Annotated in this window: 21 protein-coding genes and 1 riboswitch; of the genes, 8 read left to right on the top strand and 13 right to left on the bottom strand. The window is 40.4% G+C overall.

What is annotated here, in order from left to right:
- Window positions 1-17: 17 nt before the first annotated feature.
- Window positions 18-860 carry a DegV family protein gene (locus BN6556_RS12305; protein WP_066191873.1) on the bottom strand — a complete coding sequence of 281 codons (843 nt, stop codon included), beginning with the start codon at window positions 858-860 and terminating at the stop codon, window positions 18-20.
- 232 nt (window positions 861-1,092) lie between these two features.
- Window positions 1,093-1,197, top strand: a riboswitch (TPP riboswitch).
- Between the two features lie 98 nt (window positions 1,198-1,295).
- Between BN6556_RS12305 and BN6556_RS12300 the strand changes: the two genes are divergently transcribed.
- Genes BN6556_RS12300 through BN6556_RS12285 form a run of 4 tightly spaced genes read left to right on the top strand, consistent with a single transcriptional unit; the run spans window position 1,296 to window position 4,811 of the window.
- Complete coding sequence (locus BN6556_RS12300; protein ID WP_078060085.1) at window positions 1,296-1,886, top strand: YkoF family thiamine/hydroxymethylpyrimidine-binding protein; 591 nt, start codon at window positions 1,296-1,298, stop codon at window positions 1,884-1,886.
- Window positions 1,887-2,492, top strand: coding sequence for an ECF transporter S component (locus BN6556_RS12295; protein ID WP_066191871.1), 606 nt, complete (start codon window positions 1,887-1,889; stop codon window positions 2,490-2,492).
- Window positions 2,470-4,041, top strand: a complete 1,572-nt coding sequence (locus tag BN6556_RS12290) for an ABC transporter ATP-binding protein (protein WP_066191868.1) — start codon at window positions 2,470-2,472, stop codon at window positions 4,039-4,041. The genes BN6556_RS12295 and BN6556_RS12290 overlap by 23 nt, the downstream gene beginning before the upstream one ends.
- Complete coding sequence (locus BN6556_RS12285) at window positions 4,038-4,811, top strand: energy-coupling factor transporter transmembrane component T family protein (protein ID WP_066191866.1); 774 nt, start codon at window positions 4,038-4,040, stop codon at window positions 4,809-4,811. The genes BN6556_RS12290 and BN6556_RS12285 overlap by 4 nt, the downstream gene beginning before the upstream one ends.
- 67 nt (window positions 4,812-4,878) lie before the next feature.
- Here BN6556_RS12285 and BN6556_RS12280 read toward each other — a convergent pair whose 3' ends face one another.
- The 6 genes from BN6556_RS12280 to qoxA all read right to left on the bottom strand — a co-directional run bounded on the left by BN6556_RS12280 (window position 4,879) and on the right by qoxA (window position 11,169).
- Window positions 4,879-5,310: an N-acetyltransferase gene (locus BN6556_RS12280; RefSeq protein WP_066191864.1), complete on the bottom strand. Its 432-nt coding sequence runs from the start codon at window positions 5,308-5,310 to the stop codon at window positions 4,879-4,881.
- A gap of 19 nt (window positions 5,311-5,329) precedes the next feature.
- A complete protein-coding gene (locus tag BN6556_RS12275; RefSeq protein ID WP_066191862.1) occupies window positions 5,330-6,220 on the bottom strand; it encodes a diacylglycerol/lipid kinase family protein in 891 nt (296 codons plus the stop codon).
- Between the two features lie 1,081 nt (window positions 6,221-7,301).
- Window positions 7,302-7,607 (bottom strand): cytochrome aa3 quinol oxidase subunit IV, encoded by a 306-nt coding sequence (qoxD, locus tag BN6556_RS12270; protein WP_066191860.1) that lies wholly within the window; start codon window positions 7,605-7,607, stop codon window positions 7,302-7,304.
- On the bottom strand, window positions 7,608-8,204 hold the full coding sequence (qoxC, locus tag BN6556_RS12265; RefSeq protein WP_066191857.1) for a cytochrome aa3 quinol oxidase subunit III: 597 nt from the start codon (window positions 8,202-8,204) through the stop codon (window positions 7,608-7,610).
- Window positions 8,201-10,147, bottom strand: a complete 1,947-nt coding sequence (gene qoxB / locus BN6556_RS12260) for a cytochrome aa3 quinol oxidase subunit I (protein WP_066191855.1) — start codon at window positions 10,145-10,147, stop codon at window positions 8,201-8,203. The genes qoxC and qoxB overlap by 4 nt, the downstream gene beginning before the upstream one ends.
- A gap of 17 nt (window positions 10,148-10,164) precedes the next feature.
- Entirely contained in the window at window positions 10,165-11,169 is a 1,005-nt protein-coding gene (gene qoxA / locus BN6556_RS12255) for a cytochrome aa3 quinol oxidase subunit II (RefSeq protein ID WP_066191853.1), read from the bottom strand.
- 471 nt (window positions 11,170-11,640) lie between these two features.
- Between qoxA and BN6556_RS12250 the strand changes: the two genes are divergently transcribed.
- The 4 genes from BN6556_RS12250 (at window position 11,641) to BN6556_RS12235 (ending at window position 15,094) form a co-directional block, all read left to right on the top strand.
- Window positions 11,641-12,333 (top strand): response regulator transcription factor, encoded by a 693-nt coding sequence (locus BN6556_RS12250; RefSeq protein ID WP_066191852.1) that lies wholly within the window; start codon window positions 11,641-11,643, stop codon window positions 12,331-12,333.
- Entirely contained in the window at window positions 12,323-13,708 is a 1,386-nt protein-coding gene (locus BN6556_RS12245) for a sensor histidine kinase (protein ID WP_066191847.1), read from the top strand. The genes BN6556_RS12250 and BN6556_RS12245 overlap by 11 nt, the downstream gene beginning before the upstream one ends.
- A gap of 149 nt (window positions 13,709-13,857) precedes the next feature.
- Window positions 13,858-14,775, top strand: coding sequence for a cation diffusion facilitator family transporter (locus tag BN6556_RS12240; protein WP_066191846.1), 918 nt, complete (start codon window positions 13,858-13,860; stop codon window positions 14,773-14,775).
- Between the two features lie 10 nt (window positions 14,776-14,785).
- Window positions 14,786-15,094 (top strand): ArsR/SmtB family transcription factor, encoded by a 309-nt coding sequence (locus BN6556_RS12235; protein WP_066191844.1) that lies wholly within the window; start codon window positions 14,786-14,788, stop codon window positions 15,092-15,094.
- Window positions 15,095-15,136: 42 nt separating this feature from the next.
- On the opposite strand, the gene BN6556_RS12230 is transcribed toward BN6556_RS12235, so the two are convergent.
- The 6 genes from BN6556_RS12230 to BN6556_RS12210 form a co-directional block, all read right to left on the bottom strand.
- Window positions 15,137-15,550 carry a hypothetical protein gene (locus BN6556_RS12230; RefSeq protein WP_066191841.1) on the bottom strand — a complete coding sequence of 138 codons (414 nt, stop codon included), beginning with the start codon at window positions 15,548-15,550 and terminating at the stop codon, window positions 15,137-15,139.
- 80 nt (window positions 15,551-15,630) lie between these two features.
- A complete protein-coding gene (locus BN6556_RS12225) occupies window positions 15,631-17,046 on the bottom strand; it encodes a SpoVR family protein (RefSeq protein WP_066191839.1) in 1,416 nt (471 codons plus the stop codon).
- Window positions 17,047-17,232: 186 nt separating this feature from the next.
- Entirely contained in the window at window positions 17,233-17,385 is a 153-nt protein-coding gene (locus tag BN6556_RS22130; RefSeq protein WP_161485704.1) for a hypothetical protein, read from the bottom strand.
- Window positions 17,386-17,507: 122 nt separating this feature from the next.
- Window positions 17,508-18,794 (bottom strand): globin-coupled sensor protein, encoded by a 1,287-nt coding sequence (locus tag BN6556_RS12220; protein WP_161485703.1) that lies wholly within the window; start codon window positions 18,792-18,794, stop codon window positions 17,508-17,510.
- A 444-nt stretch (window positions 18,795-19,238) separates the two neighbouring features.
- Window positions 19,239-19,613 (bottom strand): rhodanese-like domain-containing protein, encoded by a 375-nt coding sequence (locus tag BN6556_RS12215; protein ID WP_066191837.1) that lies wholly within the window; start codon window positions 19,611-19,613, stop codon window positions 19,239-19,241.
- Between the two features lie 51 nt (window positions 19,614-19,664).
- On the bottom strand, window positions 19,665-21,035 hold the full coding sequence (locus BN6556_RS12210; RefSeq protein WP_066191835.1) for a dipeptidase: 1,371 nt from the start codon (window positions 21,033-21,035) through the stop codon (window positions 19,665-19,667).
- Window positions 21,036-21,144 lie beyond the last annotated feature (109 nt).

Here is a 21,144-nt window from a genome sequence, read left to right as displayed (position 1 = left end):
CACTTCCCATCTATCCTTTAATTTCGCAACCATGCCAAACACAAGGTACCGTGACCAGTGTGAACACCAGCAACGGGCACCAGGGTTTGCACTTGTATTTTTAACCCTTGATAAAGACTGCCTATTTCATCTTTCCACTGGTGCGCTTTTTCCTTCACACCAGCATGTAAGATACAAATTTCTTTTAATTGGTGCTCCTGCATTGCCTCTGCTAATAGCTGGAACATGTGACGTTTTGCCTTCTTTTTACTTCGCACTTTATCCTTTACGACTACTTTCCCCTCGTCAAAACCAAGAATTAAATGAATATTCAACAGGGAGGCAAATAACGTTTGGGCCGCGCTAACCCTTCCGCTTCTACGTAATTGTTCAAAACTTTGTGGCATTAAATACATTTGGGCTCGATTCGGACATCCTTTTAAATATTCGACAATTTCTGCAACATCTGCCCCTTGTTTTGCCATCGATACACCGTGACGAATCATTTGGCCCAAGGCAAAATCACCAATCTGAGAATCAATGACCGTGACTGGCAAAGAACTCATGTTAGCCGCAGCTGCAGAGCTTTGATAGGTTCCCGTTAGTTTACTAGAGGCATGGATAGCAATCACTACGTCATATTCCTTCTCTAATCGCTCATATAAATCAGTAAAATCACCAAACACCGGCTGACTTGTCTTTGCTCCCTCACCATGTTGAAGCAACAGTTCGTATATTTCCTCTTTGGATAAATCCACCTCTTCTTTATATGCCTTACCATCGATAACGACATTTAAAGGTATAATAAAAATATTATTTTCCTCTGCAAAAGTGGCATCCAGTCCACATGAACTATCTGTGACCCAAGCTACCTTCGTCATATGCAATCCCCTCGTTTCTTTCATATTTGTCTATTATTAAGCGCTTATTTTGCTTATTTCATGCCGTGTATTCCTATTCATATCATACCATACCTGTGGAATAGATTATAGGGAGAGAACAAACAGGGCTTTACAGATAGCAAAAGTTTTTGTAAGATAGAAACTATCACAGGCTAAACGTTTATCGAAAAACGTTTAGCTGCGGTTCCAACCGTAAAAAATTGCATAAACCGTAGTACACTAGGGGAGCTTTGTGAAATGGCTGAGAAGGTCTGTGACCTGACCCTTATTACCCGAACTAGATAATACTAGCGTGGGGAAGTGTAGTTGGTCGTATGGACGATTTGTTTACCTAGCTTCTTTACATACGTACAAACTGCATTCCCTTCGGAGTGCAGTTTTTTTGTGATCAAAAATAGACTGGAGGTATTTTTTATGACAAGTCATTGTGGAACAAGTCGGATTGCAGGGTGTCAATTTACGTTATTCCCGATGAGTGATCGTTTTGTTGATATTATCTTATCGAGTTTACGGGAAGTAGACAGCTCCAAAGTATGGATGCACACAGATGATGTCTCTACCTGTATTCGTGGGAAACGTGTGCACCTTTTCGATGTGACGAAAGCCCTTTTTCTTCATGCTGCTAAAACAGGTGTACATGTGGCTATGAGTGGAACCTTTTCCATCGGATGTCCTGGTGATTCAACTGGAGATGTATATATGGATGAATCCAGTCAAGTCATGAACCAAGCAGCTGACTCACTAAACCAATCAGCGGGCTGTAGATTTTCATTATATCCGTTAGGTAGAGAAGATTATATGGAGCAAATCTACCAACAAATCGATTGGTCCAAAACGGCAGGGGTTGACGTCAGCCATAGCCATTATGCAACAAGGTTAGATGGCGATGTCCATGATATCTTTCGTGTATTGGAGCATTGCTTTGAGCAAGTGCAACAGAAAGTGTCACATGTCACCATGTCATTTACCATTTCAGCAAATAGTCCATCTAAAGGGGGACAATAAATGAAGCAGTGGAAATTAAAAGACATTGTCTTAATGTCTATGCTCGGGGTTGTTTTTGGATTGATTTATTTAGCCTTTTTTGGAGTAGGCAATGTTTTATTTGGGATATTAACACCGTTTGGCTTAGGTCCCCTTAGTTATGAAATTATTTTCGGGGTTTGGTTTATGGTATCTGTTATTGCTGCCTACATCATCCGCAAACCGGGTGTTGCACTGACATCGGAAATCATTGCGGCATTAACCGAGGTATTAATTGGTTCAACAGCTGGTCCATCATTGATTCTAAGCGGGATTGTTCAAGGAGCAGGGGCGGAGCTCGCCTTTGCAGCGACGGGCTGGAAGGACTATCGCTTAAGAATTCTTATCCTTTCTGGAATGGGTGCAGCCTTGGTCAGCTTTCCATATAACTACTTTGTATCGGGATATGATGCTTATGCTTCATGGCTTCTCATCCTTATGATAATCACTCGATTAGTCAGTGGTGCCATCTTTGCAGGTATAATAGGTAAATTTATAGCCGATCAATTAGCGGCTACTGGTGTATTAACGGGATATCCATTAGGAAAGGAGCATCAACAACAACGTGAAGACGACCGCGCCTCGTAGTCCATTGTTTCAATTACAAGATTTTTCATTTACTTACCAACAGGAGAAGAAACCGACCATTAAGCAGATGTCTCTTTCCTTATACAGCGATGAAATAACTCTATTAATGGGATCAAGTGGTTCGGGTAAAAGCACGCTCGCCCTCTGCCTTAACGGGCTATATCCTGAAGCAGTCGAGGGTTCTATAGCTGGAGACATTTTTTTTCGGGGAAAGGCTATTCAAGATTATCCGAAGGGACAGTTAAATCAACAAGTGGGTATTGTTTTTCAGGACCCTGAAAGTCAATTTTGTATGATTCATGTCGAAGATGAATTGGCCTTTGTGCTGGAGAACTTATCTGTACCTAAAGAGCAAATGCGCTCTCGTATGATCGAAGTACTCGAGTTAGTTGACATGCGTCCGTTTATCCATCATAAAATTCATCATCTATCTGGCGGGCAAAAACAAAAAATTGCCCTCGCCTCTACTCTGCTGCTTGAACCAGCATATTTGATTCTTGATGAACCAGCTGCCAATCTTGATCCAATGTCCAGATTAGAATTAGTCAACACTATAACAACCATTCAGCAAAAACGGCAGCTGGGAATACTTATTATTGAGCATCAGGCAGAAGACTGGATAGGCATTGCCGATCGGATGCTCGTGTTAAACCAGGACAATCAACTAGTAATGGATGATCAGCCACACACGGTTTTTACATCACACAGCAAAGAACTAGCCTCTTATCACATTATCACGCCTGCAGCATTTGAGCAGTCAACTGTTAGGGCTACACGGGCTGCTTCCAACGGGAAAGAAATTGTACGCGTCGATGCATTGTCTTTTCACCAGAAAGGGCGGTTGGTTTTAAATAACATATCGTTTTCCATTTGCAAGGGTGAATTTTTAGCTATTTTAGGCGAAAATGGAGCGGGAAAATCCACCTTGTTGCAGCTGCTATCCCGGCTAAAAACTTCCCGCTATGGTCAGATTTCTTTTCATGGTATAGACATAATGAATTGGCAGGAACAAGCATTAAGACAAAGAACAGGCTTTGTCTTTCAGCAACCAGAACATCAATTTATTTGCTCAACTGTTTATGATGAAATTAGTTTTGGTATGAGGCTTAATGGGCAACCTCCAGATAGGATTGATCAACGTACGGAGAAACTCTTACAAACGTTACATTTGCAAAAGCATCGATGGACAAACCCATTTATGCTAAGCGGTGGCCAAAAAAGACGGCTAAGTGTTGCTGCCATGTTAGATGAAACCCCTGATCTATTGCTGTTCGATGAACCTACATTTGGTCAGGATGCCCAAACGACAAAAGAACTGCTTCACTTAATAGAAGAATTACGCCAGCAGGGGACGGCCATTGTTTTTGTTACACATGATATGGATGTAGTGGCTAGTCATTGTGAACGAGCTTTGGTGTTACATCAAGGGGAAATCGCCTTTGATCATACTCCGGATGAATTATGGAAACATCCTCTGCTTTTACAGGAAGCAAGACTTCGTCCACCTTATTTTAAGAGGCGAGAGAAGCAGAAGGCAGGGTCTTTATGATACAGACGATTAACCCCAGTATCAAGGCATTAGCAATACTTCTTCCTGGGGTGTTGCTAAGCTTTGCCTTTGATATCATTACACCGTTGATTTTCTTTGTCTTTGTTCTGTTGTTAACGTTGTTTTTCGCTAACATATCCGTTAAAAAATGGCTTATATTTTTCTTGCCACTTTCCTTCTTTGCTATAAGTGTTGCCTGGATGTCGATGCTTTATACCGATAAAGCGTACGCAACAGGACCTGTTATCTTCCAATTTCTTTGGTTTGAGGTTACCTCAGGCAGCCTTCAAGTTGGGGTTAGTTTGGCATTGCGTTCTTTATGTTTTATCTCTTTGTCTTTACTGTTCGCCTTAACAACAGACCCAACTAAATTTATGCTGAGCTTAATGCAGCAGGTTAGATTATCGCCAAAGCTTACTTACGGTATCTTGGCAGGTTATCGCTTTCTACCTACCTTCAAGCATGAATTGGATCTATTGCGTCAAGCCCATCGTATTCGTGGCGTGCACCGAGCAAAAGGACTTCGAAATAAATTGCAACAAGGTAGACAATATGCTATCCCTTTACTTGCCAATTCTATCCGCAAGGCAGAGCGTGTAGCTCTTGCTATGGAATCGAAAGGCTTCACCGGCAGCAGGCATCGCACCTATTACCATGAAATGAGGGTCAACATGAAAGATTGGCTATTCTTAGCGGTCATGTTTTTCTTTTTAACCCTTGCTTACTATACTTCTTATTCATTTGGCTATCTTCAAATTTTTAGCGGTTGATAGCTATATACAGGCAGGGAGGAATGGAGGTTGGTCTGGAAGCCTCCCTTCCTTGCTGTTCTCGCTGTTAGGAGGCTCTCCATTCCATCACAAACTCCTTTTCCATTGTATTATCGTCGATGGTCTCCTTTTTTAATTCAAAGCCATTGTTGAGATAAAAGGAAATCGTTGGTTGATTTTTTTGATATACTTTAAGTTCTAAGTGATCTTTTTTTTCTTTAATAAATTGGAGGAGTCGCTTACCATAGCCCTTACCTTGATAGGCGGCATCGATAAACAATGCTGCTAAGTAATCCTCCTTGATCGAAAGAAAACCAATCACTTGATGGTTATCCTCAAGCACATATGTTTCTGCTTCCGATAAGTAATGATCTTGTATCGCTTGTTTTTGCGATTCCCAGTAGCGACTATCGATAAAATGATGGGCAATAACAGATGTTTGATACCATATATCAGATAATTGTTTCGCATCGGTTGCCTGATATTTTCTAATATTCATGTTTCTTCTCCTTCCTATTTCATTCATCTCCCGACAGTACTTGTAAGTGTTGTGGGAGGACAGATACCTCTGTTGGTGTCTCTGTTAATATTTCACCATCACTGTCGATATGCTGTACAGGCCTTGTCTCTATTTGAAGCTGGCTCGTGCGAAAGTATATTAGTTGATCATCCCTGTCTTGCGGATAATCTTGTTGCGTTTGCGCTTCCAGCCATGTCCAGAATTGTTGAAATTTCGTTTCTTTCATAATTAACACATCAAGCTTGCCATCTTCCATATCGGCATGAGGGAAAAATGATTTCATACCGCCAAGAAAGGGACCATTGCCAATGACTAACATCACCGCTTCTCCATTATATGTTTGTTCTTCGCTTTTTACATGCAAATGGAAGGGCTGATTTTGAAAGACTATCTTGGACGTATTTAGATAGTAAGACATTTTACCAAGGAGTTTTTTATTGCTATCTTCCATTTCCTCTGCCACCTTGGCAATCAAGCCAATGCCTAAGAAATTGAGAAAGTAGTATTCTTTAAAATAGCCAATATCAACTATTTTTATATGTTTTTGTATAATCTGTTCCAATGCTAACAGCGGGTCTTGACTCATTCCTATTGCCCTGGAAAAATCGTTACAGGTTCCCCCAGGTAAAATGGCAAATATCGGTCGTTGCCCTAATGGAGCGATGGCGTTTACCAATTCAAAAATAGTTCCATCACCACCTGCGCCAATGATGACATCGGTGTTATTTGCCAGCAACTCTACATATTTTTTGCCATCACCTTCTTGTTCAGTTATATAGAGATGAACCTCTTCAAACACCTCAGCTAATCTGGCTTGGATCGTATCTGTTTCTTTTTTGAGCTTTCCATTTCCTGCATTAGGATTCAAAATAACCGCTGCACTCTTCATGCCTGCACATCCTCTTCTTATATTAATGTAAGTCTCTTTTTTTAACAACCTTATCACCATAGTTCTTTACCCGTTTTCTTTTACTTACACACTTGCACTCTGATTCTAGAAGTAACATTCGGTTTATGCTTTATCGGTTCCTCCCAGTTGGTTGCTGAATTGTCACATACAGCATTTTATGATGGAGTTATTTTTGTCTGTTAGATTCATTATCATACCTGCAAAGCAAAACTAGGCTTAAAACTGACCAATCCTTTACGAATAAGTCACTGAACTGCCAATAAGACGGATTATGTTAAGTAGAGCCCTTTCATTAGCAGTGAGTTTGATTGTTTTATTTGTGTGAAGCAAGCGCTACGGGAATATGCTGCGCTTTCCATGGGGATGGCTTCAGCTAACTAAAAAGAAAAGCACTTTTTAGTGGATCTTCAGCTCGTCCTGCGATGCACAGGACGTGCAAGTGCAGGCGTTGCAACAAATGGGCTTCGGTGGGGCGAGTAATCGCAGTCCCAGGACGTTGCGTTTTTAGCCTGTAAACCATTTTCCAGTCTCCGCATATTCCCTCCGCTAGGTAAAAGTACAACAATGTTTATCACTGCAAGGAGGAAACGTTCTAGGTACCTAGACAGTGTTGCAGCCAAAAAGAACGGTCAACGGCTTTTTCGACATCATGATGAACACACGTTACCAGGTAGTTTCGTTCTTTACATAGAACCATAACGTATGATTGTGAATCATTCTCTAAACAGGAGGCTGAATCAAGCCATGAAGGTTCGCAGGCTAAGATCACGACGACAATCGCCATGCCTGCACTTGCATGTCCTATGCATCGAAGCGGAACTTATTTCCGGAGCGCTTCCTAGCACATTAAAAACGTTCAACATGATCACTTGGAATAGCCTGTTACTTAACATAATCCGTCTTATCGGTACTTCGATAAGTTCATGATCAAAATCGTTTCAAATCCTATTATGTCAAAGATTTTATATTTTCTAAACTTACAAAAAAGAGAGAAAAACCACATCTCATGGTTCTTCCCTCTTTTAAACGCCTCGAAAAGGCAGCTGTATTCTAATGATACTTAATGGCCCCCTGCATGACCGGAAGTCAATACCCAGATGGTACCAAATACGATAATTAAGGCAAGTACGGCACTATTGAACATGTTAATGATATTCAGCAACCCTTCTTGACCCTCAGTGACATGCATAAACATAAACAACTGAATGATCGCTTGGAATACAGCAAATATACCAATAATCCATAAAACAACTGTTGATGAAAAGTCGGTATTAAAAGCAATGAACACAGCAAGGAGTGTGAATAAAACTGACAATACAAAACCGATTAAGTGATTCCACGGAAAACGATAAGACTGTGCACTCATTTACATCACCATTCCTTTCAAATAGACGAAGGTAAAAATAAAGATCCACACAACATCTAAGAAGTGCCAATACAAACTAACGATAAATAGTTTGCTAGATGTTTTTTCCGTAATACCTCGACGTGCTAGCTGAATAAGCAGCATAATAACCCAAAAGATACCAAACGTTACGTGTGCCCCGTGTGTGCCTAGCAACGTAAACAAAGCAGAAGTGAAGCCGCTCGTTTGGATCGTCGCACCCTCATGGACAAAATGAATAAACTCATTAATCTCCATATATAAGAATCCGGCACCTAGGATAAGTGTTACTATCATCCATGCCATTAAGCCTTTTTTATCCTGGTGTCGCATCGAATGGATTGCCAACCCACAAGTAAAACTACTTGTTAACAGCAGGAAGGTCTCGATCATGACATCTTTCAAAACAAAGATGTCTTGACCCGCTGGCCCACCTGCTGTGTTGTGTTCCAAGATAAAATAGGAAGCGAACAAGGTGGAAAACAGCACAATTTCTGCGCCAAGGAAAATCCAAAATCCGGCTATATTCATTTGATTTTGATGTGACCGATATTCTAATGGGGTTGTCTGTGATGTCATTTTAAATCACCTCTCCATTTTCGTTCCTCTTCTTCTACTTCCTCTGCTTCAATATGATAACCCTCATCATAATCAAAGCTATTTGCGATTAAACCAATAACAATACCTATCGAGGAAATAATCGCCAAGGTAAACCATTCAAATACCAAGAAGAAACCTACCACACCGAAAGCAATTGATAAGACGATCGGCGTCCAAGAATTGCTTGGCATATGAATCGATTGGATATCTGATTTCTTCAAATCGGTTCTTCCTTGTTTTTTCTTATACCAAAAATCATCTAGGCTCTCTACTTGTGGCTCCACTGCAAAGTTATACTCGGGAGCTGGAGATGCCGTTGACCATTCAAGGGTACGTCCATTCCATGGGTCTCCTCCAATATCTCTGGACGCATAACGAAAACTCCAATAAATGTTATAACATAAGGCCGCAAAACCTGCTGCCATGATAAATGCGCCGATTGCCGAAAAGCCTAAATATGGTGCCCAACCGGTACTCTCTGAGTATGTGTACATCCGACGTGACATACCGTCTAACCCAACAAAGAACATAGGCATAAACGTCATGTTAAAGCCAATTACAAACAACCAGAAATGCCATTTTCCGATTTTTTCGTTTAATTTGAAACCAAACATTTTTGGCCACCAATAGTATATAGCTGCAAAAACAGCAAACACCACACCTGGAATCAATACATAGTGGAAGTGTGCCACTAAGAACATGGTATTATGATATTGATAGTCGGCAGCAGCCATTGCTAGCATGACACCTGTAACCCCACCAATCGTAAAACAAGGGATAAACGCTAATGCCCACATCATGGCCGAGGAGAATTCAATCCGGCCTTTCCTCAAGGTAAACAACCAGTTGAATATCTTGACCCCAGTCGGTATCGCAATCATCATCGTTGTTAACGAGAAAATAGAGTTAACGGCTGCACTGTTACCCATTGTATAGAAATGGTGTACCCATACAAGCATACTCAAAAAGGCGATACCTGCTACCGCAAACACCATTGACTTGTAACCATAGAGATTTTTGCGGGCAAACGTTGCAATCACCTCAGAGAACATACCAAAGGCTGGAAGTACCACAATATATACTTCTGGGTGCCCCCACAACCAGAACAGATTTAGCCATAACATTGGATCCCCACCGGCCGCAACGGTAAAGAAGTGAGTACCGAATAACCGATCCATTGTCATAAACAGCAAGGCAATTGTTAAAATTGGAAATGCTGCCACGATAATAATCGATGTAATAAAAGTCGACCATGTAAAAATCGGCATCCGCATCCATTTCATACCCGGAGCACGCATTTTGATAATCGTTACGACAAAGTTAATCCCTGTTGTCAGTGTACCAATCCCTGCAATTTGTAAAGCAATCGCATAGTAGTTATTGCCGACATTAGGTGTAAATTCTTTCCCCGCTAATGGGAAATAGGATGTCCATCCTGCATCAGGAGAACCCCCAATTACAAAGGAAAGATTGAATAGCATCGCTGCTACAAAGAACGTCCAGAAACTAAATGCATTTAATTTCGGAAAGGCAACATCCCTTGCCCCAATTTGCAAAGGTACAACAACGTTCATAATCCCGATCAACATCGGCATCGCCATGAACAAAATCATAATGACACCGTGTGTTGTAAAAATCTCATCATAGTGCTGTGCATCTAACAGACCCATTTCCGGCCGTGATGTCTGTGTCCTCATTAATAAACCATCGACACCACCTCTAAAAAACATCAACACACCTGATAAGATGTACATAATCCCAATTTTTTTATGATCAACGGTTGTAAACCATTCGCTCCACAACCATTTCCAGCGCTTTAAGTACGTAATTAGCGCAATCAGCCCAATCATCGTTAAGCCGATTGCTACCTGTGAAGCCAAAATTAATGGATCACCCGTAACAAAAAATTCATCTAATGACATGCCGTCACCACCTCTATTTAATGATGTGAGTGATCTGCTGCGTCAGATTCACTACTCTCTTCTGTATCTTGATTGGTTTCTGCTTCTTCCGCTTCTTCAATTCTCTCTTGAGCAGACTCCATACTATTTTCTGATCCACCTTCATCTTCATATTCACGATATAGTTCTGGATCTATATACTCTTCTGATCCGCCATGAGCATGGTCAATCCAATCTAAATGGGTTCCATTAAATGTCATACGTCCGATAACACTTGGTTTTAACAATTCTGCATACTGTGCTTCCGTCAATTCATTCTCCGCATTTTTGACATCATTGACCCATTCGTTAAAGTCATCTGACTCTAATGCCTCAACATCAAAATTCATGTGCGCATAGCCTTGACCATTGAAATTGGTGTTTCGCCCATAAAAACTCCCTGGATTATCTGCTACCATGTAAAGATTGGTCTGCATATTAGCCATCGTATATTTCTGACCGGCTAATTCCGGAACCCAAAACGATTGCATCGTACCGGCAGAGGTCATTTTAAACTGAACGGGATGATCTGCTGGGATATTAATATAATTCACTGTCTCAATATCCTGGTCCGGATAACTAAATATCCATTTCCAATCTGCTGATGTTACATGAATGACCAGCGGCTCTTCCTCTTCATAGCCTTGCGGAACTTCATCAACATCATAAATGGTTTTAGCAGTTGGTATCATTAATGCAATCACAATAAGAACAGGAATGGTAAACCAAGTGATTTCAAGCCAATGATTTCCTTTTTCTTCTTTCGGTTCGAAATCCCCGTCATCTTTCTTCGCACGATATTTCCAGATGAAGTAGCCGAATAAAATGAATATCACTACTACGATGACTAGCATAAAAATAATTGAATATACAATTAAATCTGTTAAACTTCTTGCGATCGGCCCTTTAGGATCAAAAACTAACAGCTTTGACTCACAGCCAGCAAGAAACACAGGCAGTAATAACAATGTAAAAGCATACAGTAACTTCTTCCTCATTGTCATGGCCCTTCCCCTCTCTATAAGTACTTCTTTTTCGACACCCCTAAATAGAATGTTCAAAAACCCAACAAAAAGGACGTATTGAACTTCTGCGTTGGTCATAACGGAACTGAACACGCACGAAAAAACGTCATTTTCTTATGATGCCAAGAAAATATGATGAAATTATGATGAAAACAGAATCGTCATAAAAAGTTCATAATTATACATGCTCTACCCACCCTATGCTGGAACAAAACAAGTACACGAAAGTTCTTTGTTACACCTTTCGTTCTTGCATACGAAGATCCCCAGGTTATGTTATCATGTATCTGGGTGTCTCTATGGGTTTGGACACAAAAATGATTATCATGCATGTGAAAATACAAGGTGTTCTTGGAACATCCTCTATAAGGCAATTATTTTACTATTCTCCCATTTTTATATACTATTTGAAATAGAGGATAAATTTTGAGATGTGCGAGGGATAATAACATGACAAAGATTTTAATTGTCGATGACGAACAACAGATGCGTCATATGTTGAGACTATATCTAAGAAACGAATTTGAAGTGATTGAAGCAGCTGATGGTAAAGAAGCGATTCAAACTTTGCAAGATACAGAATTGGATCTAGTCTTATTAGATATCATGATGCCAGGGATTGATGGTGTCGAGACCTGTAAACAAATGAAAACCTTGAAGCCTGATGTGCCGATTATGTTATTAACGGCATTGAACGATACATCACAGAAGGTAGAAGGTTTAACGGTAGGTGCAGATGATTATATTGTAAAACCATTTGAACCACCAGAATTAATGGCTAGAATACAAGTTCAATTACGTCATTTTCAAAAAGCAGCCCCCTTCCATACCTTGAAATTTGCTGAATTAGAAATCGACCCTGCTTCCCATCAAGTGAAAGTGACAGACAGGGAGATCAAATACAGCCCAAAAGAGTTTGAACTGCTCTATTTACTAGCTTCTCATCCAAATCGAGTGTATACCAGAGAACAACTGCTGGATATTATCTGGGGGTTGGATGAAGTTGTTGATATTCGCACCGTTGACTCCCATGTACGATATGTCCGTGACAAGTTAAAAAGGGCGGGGATGTCATATCAGCCGATTCAGACCGTTTGGGGAGTAGGCTATAAATTTGAATGGGAGGGGAAAAATGAAACTTAATAGCGTTGTCTTTAAGTTAGGAGCCACGATTTTATTTTTACAATTAATTATCCTTATTCCATTGGGATACGTCATTTTACAATTGATTCTTAACTATTCTGTCAATCAAACGGAAACACAGCTTATCCGATTATCGGAGAACTACGCAACACAGGTTGAAGATTTGGAATCCCCAGAGAATATGCAATTACTCGAACATTTAACCACGATGACGGATACAAGTGCCGCCATTCTGGATCAAAACGGTGACACGGTTCTGCAAACGAATTGGAATGATGATATTACGGAGGAAATCTTGGAAAATCCACAAATCCAACAGTTGGAATCCGGGGAAACGATTGTGGAGGAGTACAATTTTAATGGATCCAATTATTTAAAGGTGGCACAACCAATTACCAATCAAAATGGTACGCAAGGAAGTGTCGTTCTATTTTCTTCGTTTGGATTAATCAGTAATTCGATTCACAATATTATTGTCTTGGTGGTATTAGCCAGCCTAGGCGCCGTCATTTTAGCCATTGGTTTTACCATCTTTATTTCTAAAAAACTAGGCTCCCCTTTAATCGCAATGGAAAAAGTAACCAAACAAATTTCGGAACAAAAGGACTTTTCCTTACGTGTCGATTACAAGGCAAATGACGAGATAGGTTCTTTGGCACAAGCAATTAATCATTTATCGGAAACACTGGAACGTTATCAAACCAATCGTAATGAGTTCTTTTCTAATATTACGCACGAATTAAAAACACCGCTCACTTATGTGAAAGGTTACGCCAATGCCGTCCGTCATGAAATTTATCAATCCAAAGAGGAGCGAGATGAGTTCCTTGAGATTATTGAGGATGAGAGTGACCATATCAGTAATTTAATGGACGATCTTACCGATATGTCCAAAATTGAAGAAGGCAAAATTGATTTAAATAAAGAAAACCTGCATATGAATCAATTAGCGAAAGAGATATTGAAACGATCCCATTTCAAGGCAGCTGATAAAGGATTGAAACTGCATCTTTCCGTTCCAGATCACGATGTCGTATTAAAGGCCGATCGCAGCCGTATCGATCAAATCTTAACAAATTTAGTAGAAAACGCCGTCCGTTATACGGAAACAGGACAAATCACCCTAAAGATTCGTGATCTTTCATCAGATGTGTGGATCGAAGTGATCGACACAGGCATTGGTATCAAGCAAGAGGATGTCCCTTATTTATTTGAACGTTTCTATCGAGTGGATAAATCTCGTTCCAGGGCAAATGGCGGAACGGGTCTTGGCTTAGCCATTGTCAAACACTTAGTAGAAATGCATGAAGGTACGATTAAGATTGACAGTCAGTTTAATGAAGGAACTACCTTTAGCTTAAGATTTCCTAAATAAGAACAGCCGGGCGGCAGACAGCCCGGTTTTTTATTGCAAAAATAGACGATAAGTGGGATGATAAACATATTTTTCTGAAAGGGTTGAATGTTACCCTTTCTCATATTATAATATGAATATATGTTCATATATGTATAGGAGGGTTTCACATGAGTCATGATCATCATCACGGTCACAGTCATGAGCACCACCACACCAATAACAAAAAGGCATTATTGCTTAGCTTCAGCTTGATTACTTTATTTATGATTGTCGAAGTAATCGGGGGATTTTTGACAAATAGTTTAGCCCTACTGTCAGATGCAGGTCATATGTTAAGTGACTCGTTCGCTTTAGGACTAAGCTTATTTGCCTTTAAATTAAGTGAGAAAGAGGCTAATCAGCAAAACACCTTTGGTTACAAACGCTTTGAGATTTTCGCCGCTCTTATTAATGGAGTCGCCTTGATTGCCATCTCTATTTATATTTTCTATGAGGCATTTCAACGTTTTTTTGATCCGCCTAATGTTAATGCAACGATGTTATGGATTGCCATCATCGGTTTCCTCATCAATGTCGTGGTCGCCTTTATTCTTATGTCTGGCGGTGACACCAAAGAAAACTTGAATATGCGCAGTGCCTTACTGCATGTGATGGGGGATTTATTAGGTTCTGTCGGCGCCATTATTGCGGGACTGTTGATTATGTTCTTTGATTGGAATATAGCAGACCCCATCGCCAGTATCGTTGTCGCTCTTTTAATTCTTTTTAGCGGTCTTCGCATCACGCGTGATTCCTTTCATATCTTAATGGAAGGAACACCTCATAATCTGTCTTATCAAGATATTGAGAATTCACTTGTACAATTGGATGGTGTCATAGCCATTCATGACTTGCACATTTGGATGATTACTTCTGATTTTCCATCCTTCACCTGCCACGTGGTGGTTGAAGAGAAGGTAGACCGTGATCAGCTGATCAAAGAAGCATCCAAGTTATTAAAGGATCGCTTCTCTATCCAACATACCACGATACAAATTGAAGGAATTCATGCTAATATTAAGGCATCGGAAAATCATTGTAACTAGGAGGGAGACAATGGAACAAAACAGTTATCAATCACTCGATGAAGAGACGCTTTTTCTTGTTTCACAAACGTTCAAGGCCCTGGCAGATCCCACTAGAATTCGTATTCTGCATTTGTTATTTGAGTGTGAATTATCGGTATCTGCCATAGCTGAAACCCTGCATCTCAATCAGTCCAATGTATCCCATCAATTACGTTTTTTGAAAAATTTACGCCTCGTCAAATATAGACGAGAGGGAAAGACGATTTACTATTCACAAGATGATGAGCATGTCATGAAGATTTTGCAACAATCCATCGATCATGCAACACATCATTAAAGGAATGAAAAAACTTGGCATAGCAGCTGCCAAGTTTTTTTCTTACACACAAGTAAAAGACTGAATTCGATTTAAATCAACACCAAAGTAAATCCAGTTGAATCCGGTCCAACGATAACCTGCCACAGACCTTCTGCCCAAGAAAGTAGGATAAAACCAAAAACCTCGGCGAGGGCTCTCCCAGATATAGGTATAACGGAATAAACAACGCCTCATCGACCCGGAATCAACCGCCAACACTTGAGCTCCTCCTGGTCCGCTCATTACTTGAGGGATTTGATTTGGTGGCGGCCCAGGTGGCGGTGGTGCTTGTGGCGGGCCCTGCCCTGGAGAAACAAAGGGAGGCGCTCCTCCTGGTCCACCTTGCCCAAACGGTGGAAATGGCAACCAGGAAACTGGCCTGGTCTCTATATTTGCATCATACATATATGGATCAACGGAATAGTATGTCTCCATCACAACAACCTCCTATCTCTACCACTATATGTCCTATTTATTGATTAGGTAATTTGTCCAGCTATTTTTTCTTTATTGTACTACTCATCTAATTGTTTTTTTATAACCTTCGTACCACTGCATGAGAATAAACAGCCTTGCTTATCGACAACAGTAGCTAGATGTACTGGTCGCCCCCACAGTTGATAAATGTAAGGTAACGTCTTTTCTAAATAACGCAGATCAAGCTCTACTCCTTCATAATGATGGCACAAATATAATTCGCCATTCCGCAGATAGTCTCCATCTGTTACGGTAATATATGGGAATCCACCATTAAAACGACTGGTAATCAGTTGTTCACGTACCTGTCGCCAATCCTTATCGACAATTTTATATTGCCGTTCCTGTTTTTGAAATACATACATATCTTCCTTATTGACGAAGTCTTTTGTTAAATAATTTCTTAGAAAGGAAATATCTGATTCAATCTCACGAACTTCAAATATTTTATCCCTGCCTGAACCTGGCTCTACTCCTGCTTTTTTCATCTCCTCCGTGGGATGATTATACCTTTCTTCGATATCTTCAAACATTTTCACCCCTAAATAATAGGGATTGATTTGAGTGGTAGACGGTTGGACAACTCCTGCATTCAAAGAGGCGAATTCAATGGTTTCTGCTGGGGTCAAATTTAATTCACGCAGAATTCGCTGATGCCAGAAAGAAGCCCAGCCCTCATTCATAATTTTTGTTTCCAGCTGTGGCCAAAAATATAACATTTCCTCTCGCATCATCGTTAATATGTCACGTTGCCATTCTTCCAGCTCTCTACTGTGCTGTTCAATAAATAAGAGGATATCCTTTTCTGGCTCTGATGGAAAAGATCTTTTTTTCTTACTTGTTGCAGCGAAAGGTTTCGAATGTCCCTTTTGATCAAGTTCCCATAAATCGTTGTATTCTGATAAAGGTTTATTTGCTGTCTTTTGCTCTTCGTCATCTTGTGAACGTGCTTTTACCAAGGTTGGATCAATGTGTTCCTGTATCGCAAGAACCGCGTCCAGAAATGTCTCTACTTCATGTATACCATGCTCTTTTTCATATGCAGCAATGCGATCCGCTGTCGCCGCCATACTTTCCACCATGTCTTTTTTGGTATGTTGAAAGCGTAGATTATTTTTGAAAAAGTCACAATGTGCCAACACATGGGCTACAATCAACTTATTTTGAATCAAGCTGTTGGAGTGTAGCAAAAAGGCATAGCACGGATCTGAATTGATCACTAATTCATATATCTTGCTTAACCCCAAGTCATATTGCAATTTCATCCGATGAAATTGTTTACCAAAGCTCCAATGAGAGAAACGCGTCGGCATTCCATACGCTCCAAATGTGTAGAGGATTTCAGGCGGACATACCTCATAACGCATCGGATAAAAATCCAAACCAAACCCTTTGGCAATCTCCGTAATATCATGAATCGCCTTTTCTAATGTCAATTGATCCTCTGCTTTCAAACACAACACCTCCACTACACTATATGAACAACGACCAAAAATAATTAGTATAGACTGAAAATGGGACAACTAGGCATTCGGGATTTTCGGAATGACGCCCATTTCAGCGCTTTTCCTTCAGATTTTGGCCGTCATTTTCGGAATGACGCCCATTTCAGCGCTTGCACCTCCGATTTTGGCCGTCATTTACGTGATGACGACCATTTCAGCGCTTTTCCCACGGATTTTGGCCGTCATTTTCATGATGACGCCCATTTCAACGCTTGCACCTCCGATTTTGGCCGTCATTTTCGTGATGACGCCCATTTCAGTGCTTGCACCTCCGATTTTGGTCGTCATTTTCGGGATGACGCTAACCTCGAAAATTCCTAACGAACGATAAAAAAACAGCTACTGCAATAGCTGTTTTTGGATTGCTAATCATTTGTTCATGACAAGAAGTATCTCCAGACTTATCGTTCCTAACCTTCTTCTATCATTTCTACCAGATCATTGATCGCCTCGGATATTTCACCAAATGATTGGTTTACTTCATCCATCTTGTGAAAGAATTGCTCCATCTCTTTTTCAATCGTATTATTTTGTTCCTTTGCCTCATGCATTTTTTTCATTAACTCTTCAAAAAACTGGGAATGGTAACGCATGTTTTGAGTGCTGCTTGAAATAGATTGTTGCATGTCGTTCACATATTTGGTTACCTTAGCTACCTGGCTGTTCGTTTCTCCTATTAACTCTGTTACATTGCTAACCGAACGCTTGGTTTGTTCTGATAATTTACGCACTTCATCCGCAACAACTGCAAAACCCTTGCCTTCATCTCCTGCCCGAGCCGCTTCAATTGCTGCATTCAACGCCAATAAATTAGTTTGCTCAGCAATATCTGTCACTAGCCGGACAATCGAATCAATTTGTTGCGATATTTTCGAGAGGGCTTTACTTTCTTGCCTAATTCCCTCCATCTTTTCATCAATATCTGCCATTTGTTGTTCTTGCTTTTGTAAATCCTTATGCCGATAAAGAGAATCTGTTTCTACCGACTCACTCGTCGCCAAACCTTGTTGAGCAAACTGCAGGATGTCATCAAGCTGACCAACCAATGTAGTTGTGGAACTTTGTGATCGTTGAAAAATGCTCGCCAACTGCTCGGAAGTTTCCTTTATCTTCTGATGCAAGGCTTCTTTTTCCGCTTCCTGTTCTTTATACTCACGCATGATTTCATCATGAAAGGCTTCAAGCACTAACTGCTGCTCCCATGAGATAATTTTCGTAGTAGCCAATACAGCATCTGCGAAGAAGATCTGATCCTGAATATGCTGCTGTAATGTGTCAATGATGGAGCGCAGCAATCCTTGAAAGGCACCCATATACCACTTGGCCTCTAACCCTATCTTGACATGTATATGGGCTATTTGCATCCGTTTGTCAATAAAACCTTGATCAATATGACCATTAAACATTTCTTGGATATGTATCGTTAACGTTTGTTTTAAGCGTTCTATAGAACTGTTCTCCTCGATAATCTCCATTAAAGCTGGTTCATTCTCTAAATTTAAATAAAATTGATCAACCATAGATTCAATATTCATCGTGATCCAAGGTTGAATATGTCGTAAGATTTTCAGATCTTCTTCCGTTAAATCGATCATCTGCAATTGTTTATCATAAGTACTTTGTTCTGGAATGTTTAAAACGACCTCCGTTTCCTCTATCACTGGCGCTGTCGTTTTTTTCTTAAATATGCCCTTCACTTTAAAAACCCCCATCATTCCATGCCAATCTATATTGCGAAACATGTCTTACACTATTTTACCATACATTCACATGTAAAGGGATGTATTATACCATTTTTGCAGTAAAAAATACCTAGTTTGATCCATGAGACATTATTTCATTCAACATATATAGTCAAAAGAAAATACTGACTACCGATAAAGAGGAGTTTTGTTAAGTATACCATTTTTGTTGGCAGTTGACTTATGCCTTGTGGGTGAAAGCGGAACCTATTTTCGGAGCGCTGTCTAGCACCGACTGTTTACATCCTCCGTCTTTTCAGTACTCCGTTCCGCCAAGGTCAAAATCTATCCACATCCTGTTGTGCCAAAGATTTAATACTTTCAAGGTAATTACTTAGAAATACTTCATTTGTTCATAATAGAAAAGACAGATGGTGCGCATACCATCTGTCTTTCTCTTCACGCAATGTTATGAAGTTTTTTCTGGCAACCGCAATTGGTTAAGGTATAACCTTTCACATACAATCCTTTACCCTTCAACAATCGAATGGCCAGATTTTTTTCTAATTGGTTTGCGGCAATAATATGGACAGTAGAAGTAGGGATTTCTTTATAGTATCTGCCTAAATAAGCAAGGGGAATACTCATCGCTTCTTCTACACGATCATTAGCGGCCTCATGGTAATCCCGAATATCTACCATGGTTTGTTGATTCCGCTGCACACGTTCTTTCTCTAAGCACGGAACACCTTTTACAGGCACATATCGAATATAAGCCAAATACGACACACCATATACGACCAACAATAATATACCAAGCCATATGAATATCATTTATTTACATCCTCCTGCCGACAGTATATGTTGTGCCGGTTCCTTGTTTTACTATTGCATGTTTTTAACCTTTTCCCAATAATGAACGAGGGTTTGCATTCCTTTGTGAAAATGTTCAACAGGAAAGCTTTCATTTGGCGAGTGAAGACGGTCTTCTGGTGTACCGAATCCCAGCAAAACAACAGGAATTTGATACAGAGCGTCAAACCATTCTACTACTGGGATAGAGCCACCCATTCTAACAAAGACAGCCTCCTTTGCAAACGTCTCTGTAAGACTCGCTGCTGCATGTTGAATCAATGGATGATCTGGTGATACCTTGTAGGCCTTTGCCGATAATGGCTCACGAGTAATTGACAAAGTCACACCTTCTGGTACATGCTTTTCCAAATGCGCAACAAGCAAATCCTGAATAGCCGATGGGTCTTGACCTGGTACTAAACGACAGGTCAATTTGGCCGTTGCTTCTGCAGGAATTATTGTTTTTGTTCCTTCGCCTTGATACCCGCTATACATACCATTAATCTCTAATGTAGGTCGTGCCATGGTGTGTTCCTTGGCTGTATAACCTTTTTCAGAAATCGTTGATGGTGCCCCTGTTGAAGTAGGATAATCTTCGCCTGGCGCTTCTTTCATCAATACCCTTTCATCCTCGCTTAAAGGTTCAACTTCATCATAAAAACCGGCTACTGTTACAACCTCTTCTTCATTTTTCATCGTTGCTAATAGTTGAGCCAAGGCCATTGCCGGATTCTTTACCGCGCCGCCATATAAGCCTGAATGGAGATCATTTTCTGGTCCCTTGAGTGTTACTTCCAGACCAGTAAATCCTTTTAAACCATACAGAATCGTTGGTTGATCCTTGGCAACCATTCCCGAATCTGAAATCATTACAAAGTCGGCTTGAAATTGCTCTTTACGCTGCTGCAATACGTCATATAAATGAGCACTGCCAATCTCTTCTTCGCCTTCGATACAAACCTTCACATTTAAAGGCAGTTCCCCTGTCGTCTTTAAAAAAGCCTTTAATACAGCTAAATGCATAAATACTTGACCCTTATCATCACTGGCTCCCCGGGCAAACAAACGTCCCTCTCTTACCTCTGGGGCAAAAGGTTCGCTCTGCCATTGGTCTAATGGGTCTGGCGGCTGCACGTCATAATGCCCATAAATTAATACCGTTGGTGCCGATTTTCCAGCTTCCATCCATTCTCCGTAAACTAGCGGATGACCTGGTGTCTCTTGCATTTCTGAACGTGTAAATCCAGCTTCTTTTAAGTAATCGGCAACAAATTGTGCTGCTTTTCTGATACCTTCTTTATGATTAGAGTCTGTGCTTACACTCGGTATATGTAAAAATTGCTTGAGTTCTTCCAGATGTGTCGTTTGTGTTTTTTCTAAATAATCTAGTACTTCTTTCATGTGTCGCTCATTCCTTTCTTCATTCACTTCCATAGTTTAACATGATTACAGGAAATGATACATCAGAAATGCTTCATTTTTTTCAATGGTGGCATATATCCAAGTTAGT

The sequence above is a fragment of the Gracilibacillus timonensis genome (assembly GCF_900086715.1).
GTDB lineage: Bacteria > Bacillota > Bacilli > Bacillales > Amphibacillaceae > Gracilibacillus > Gracilibacillus timonensis.
The sequence above is the reverse complement of the archived record's forward strand: the minus strand, read 5'-3'. Positions and strand labels throughout refer to the sequence as shown.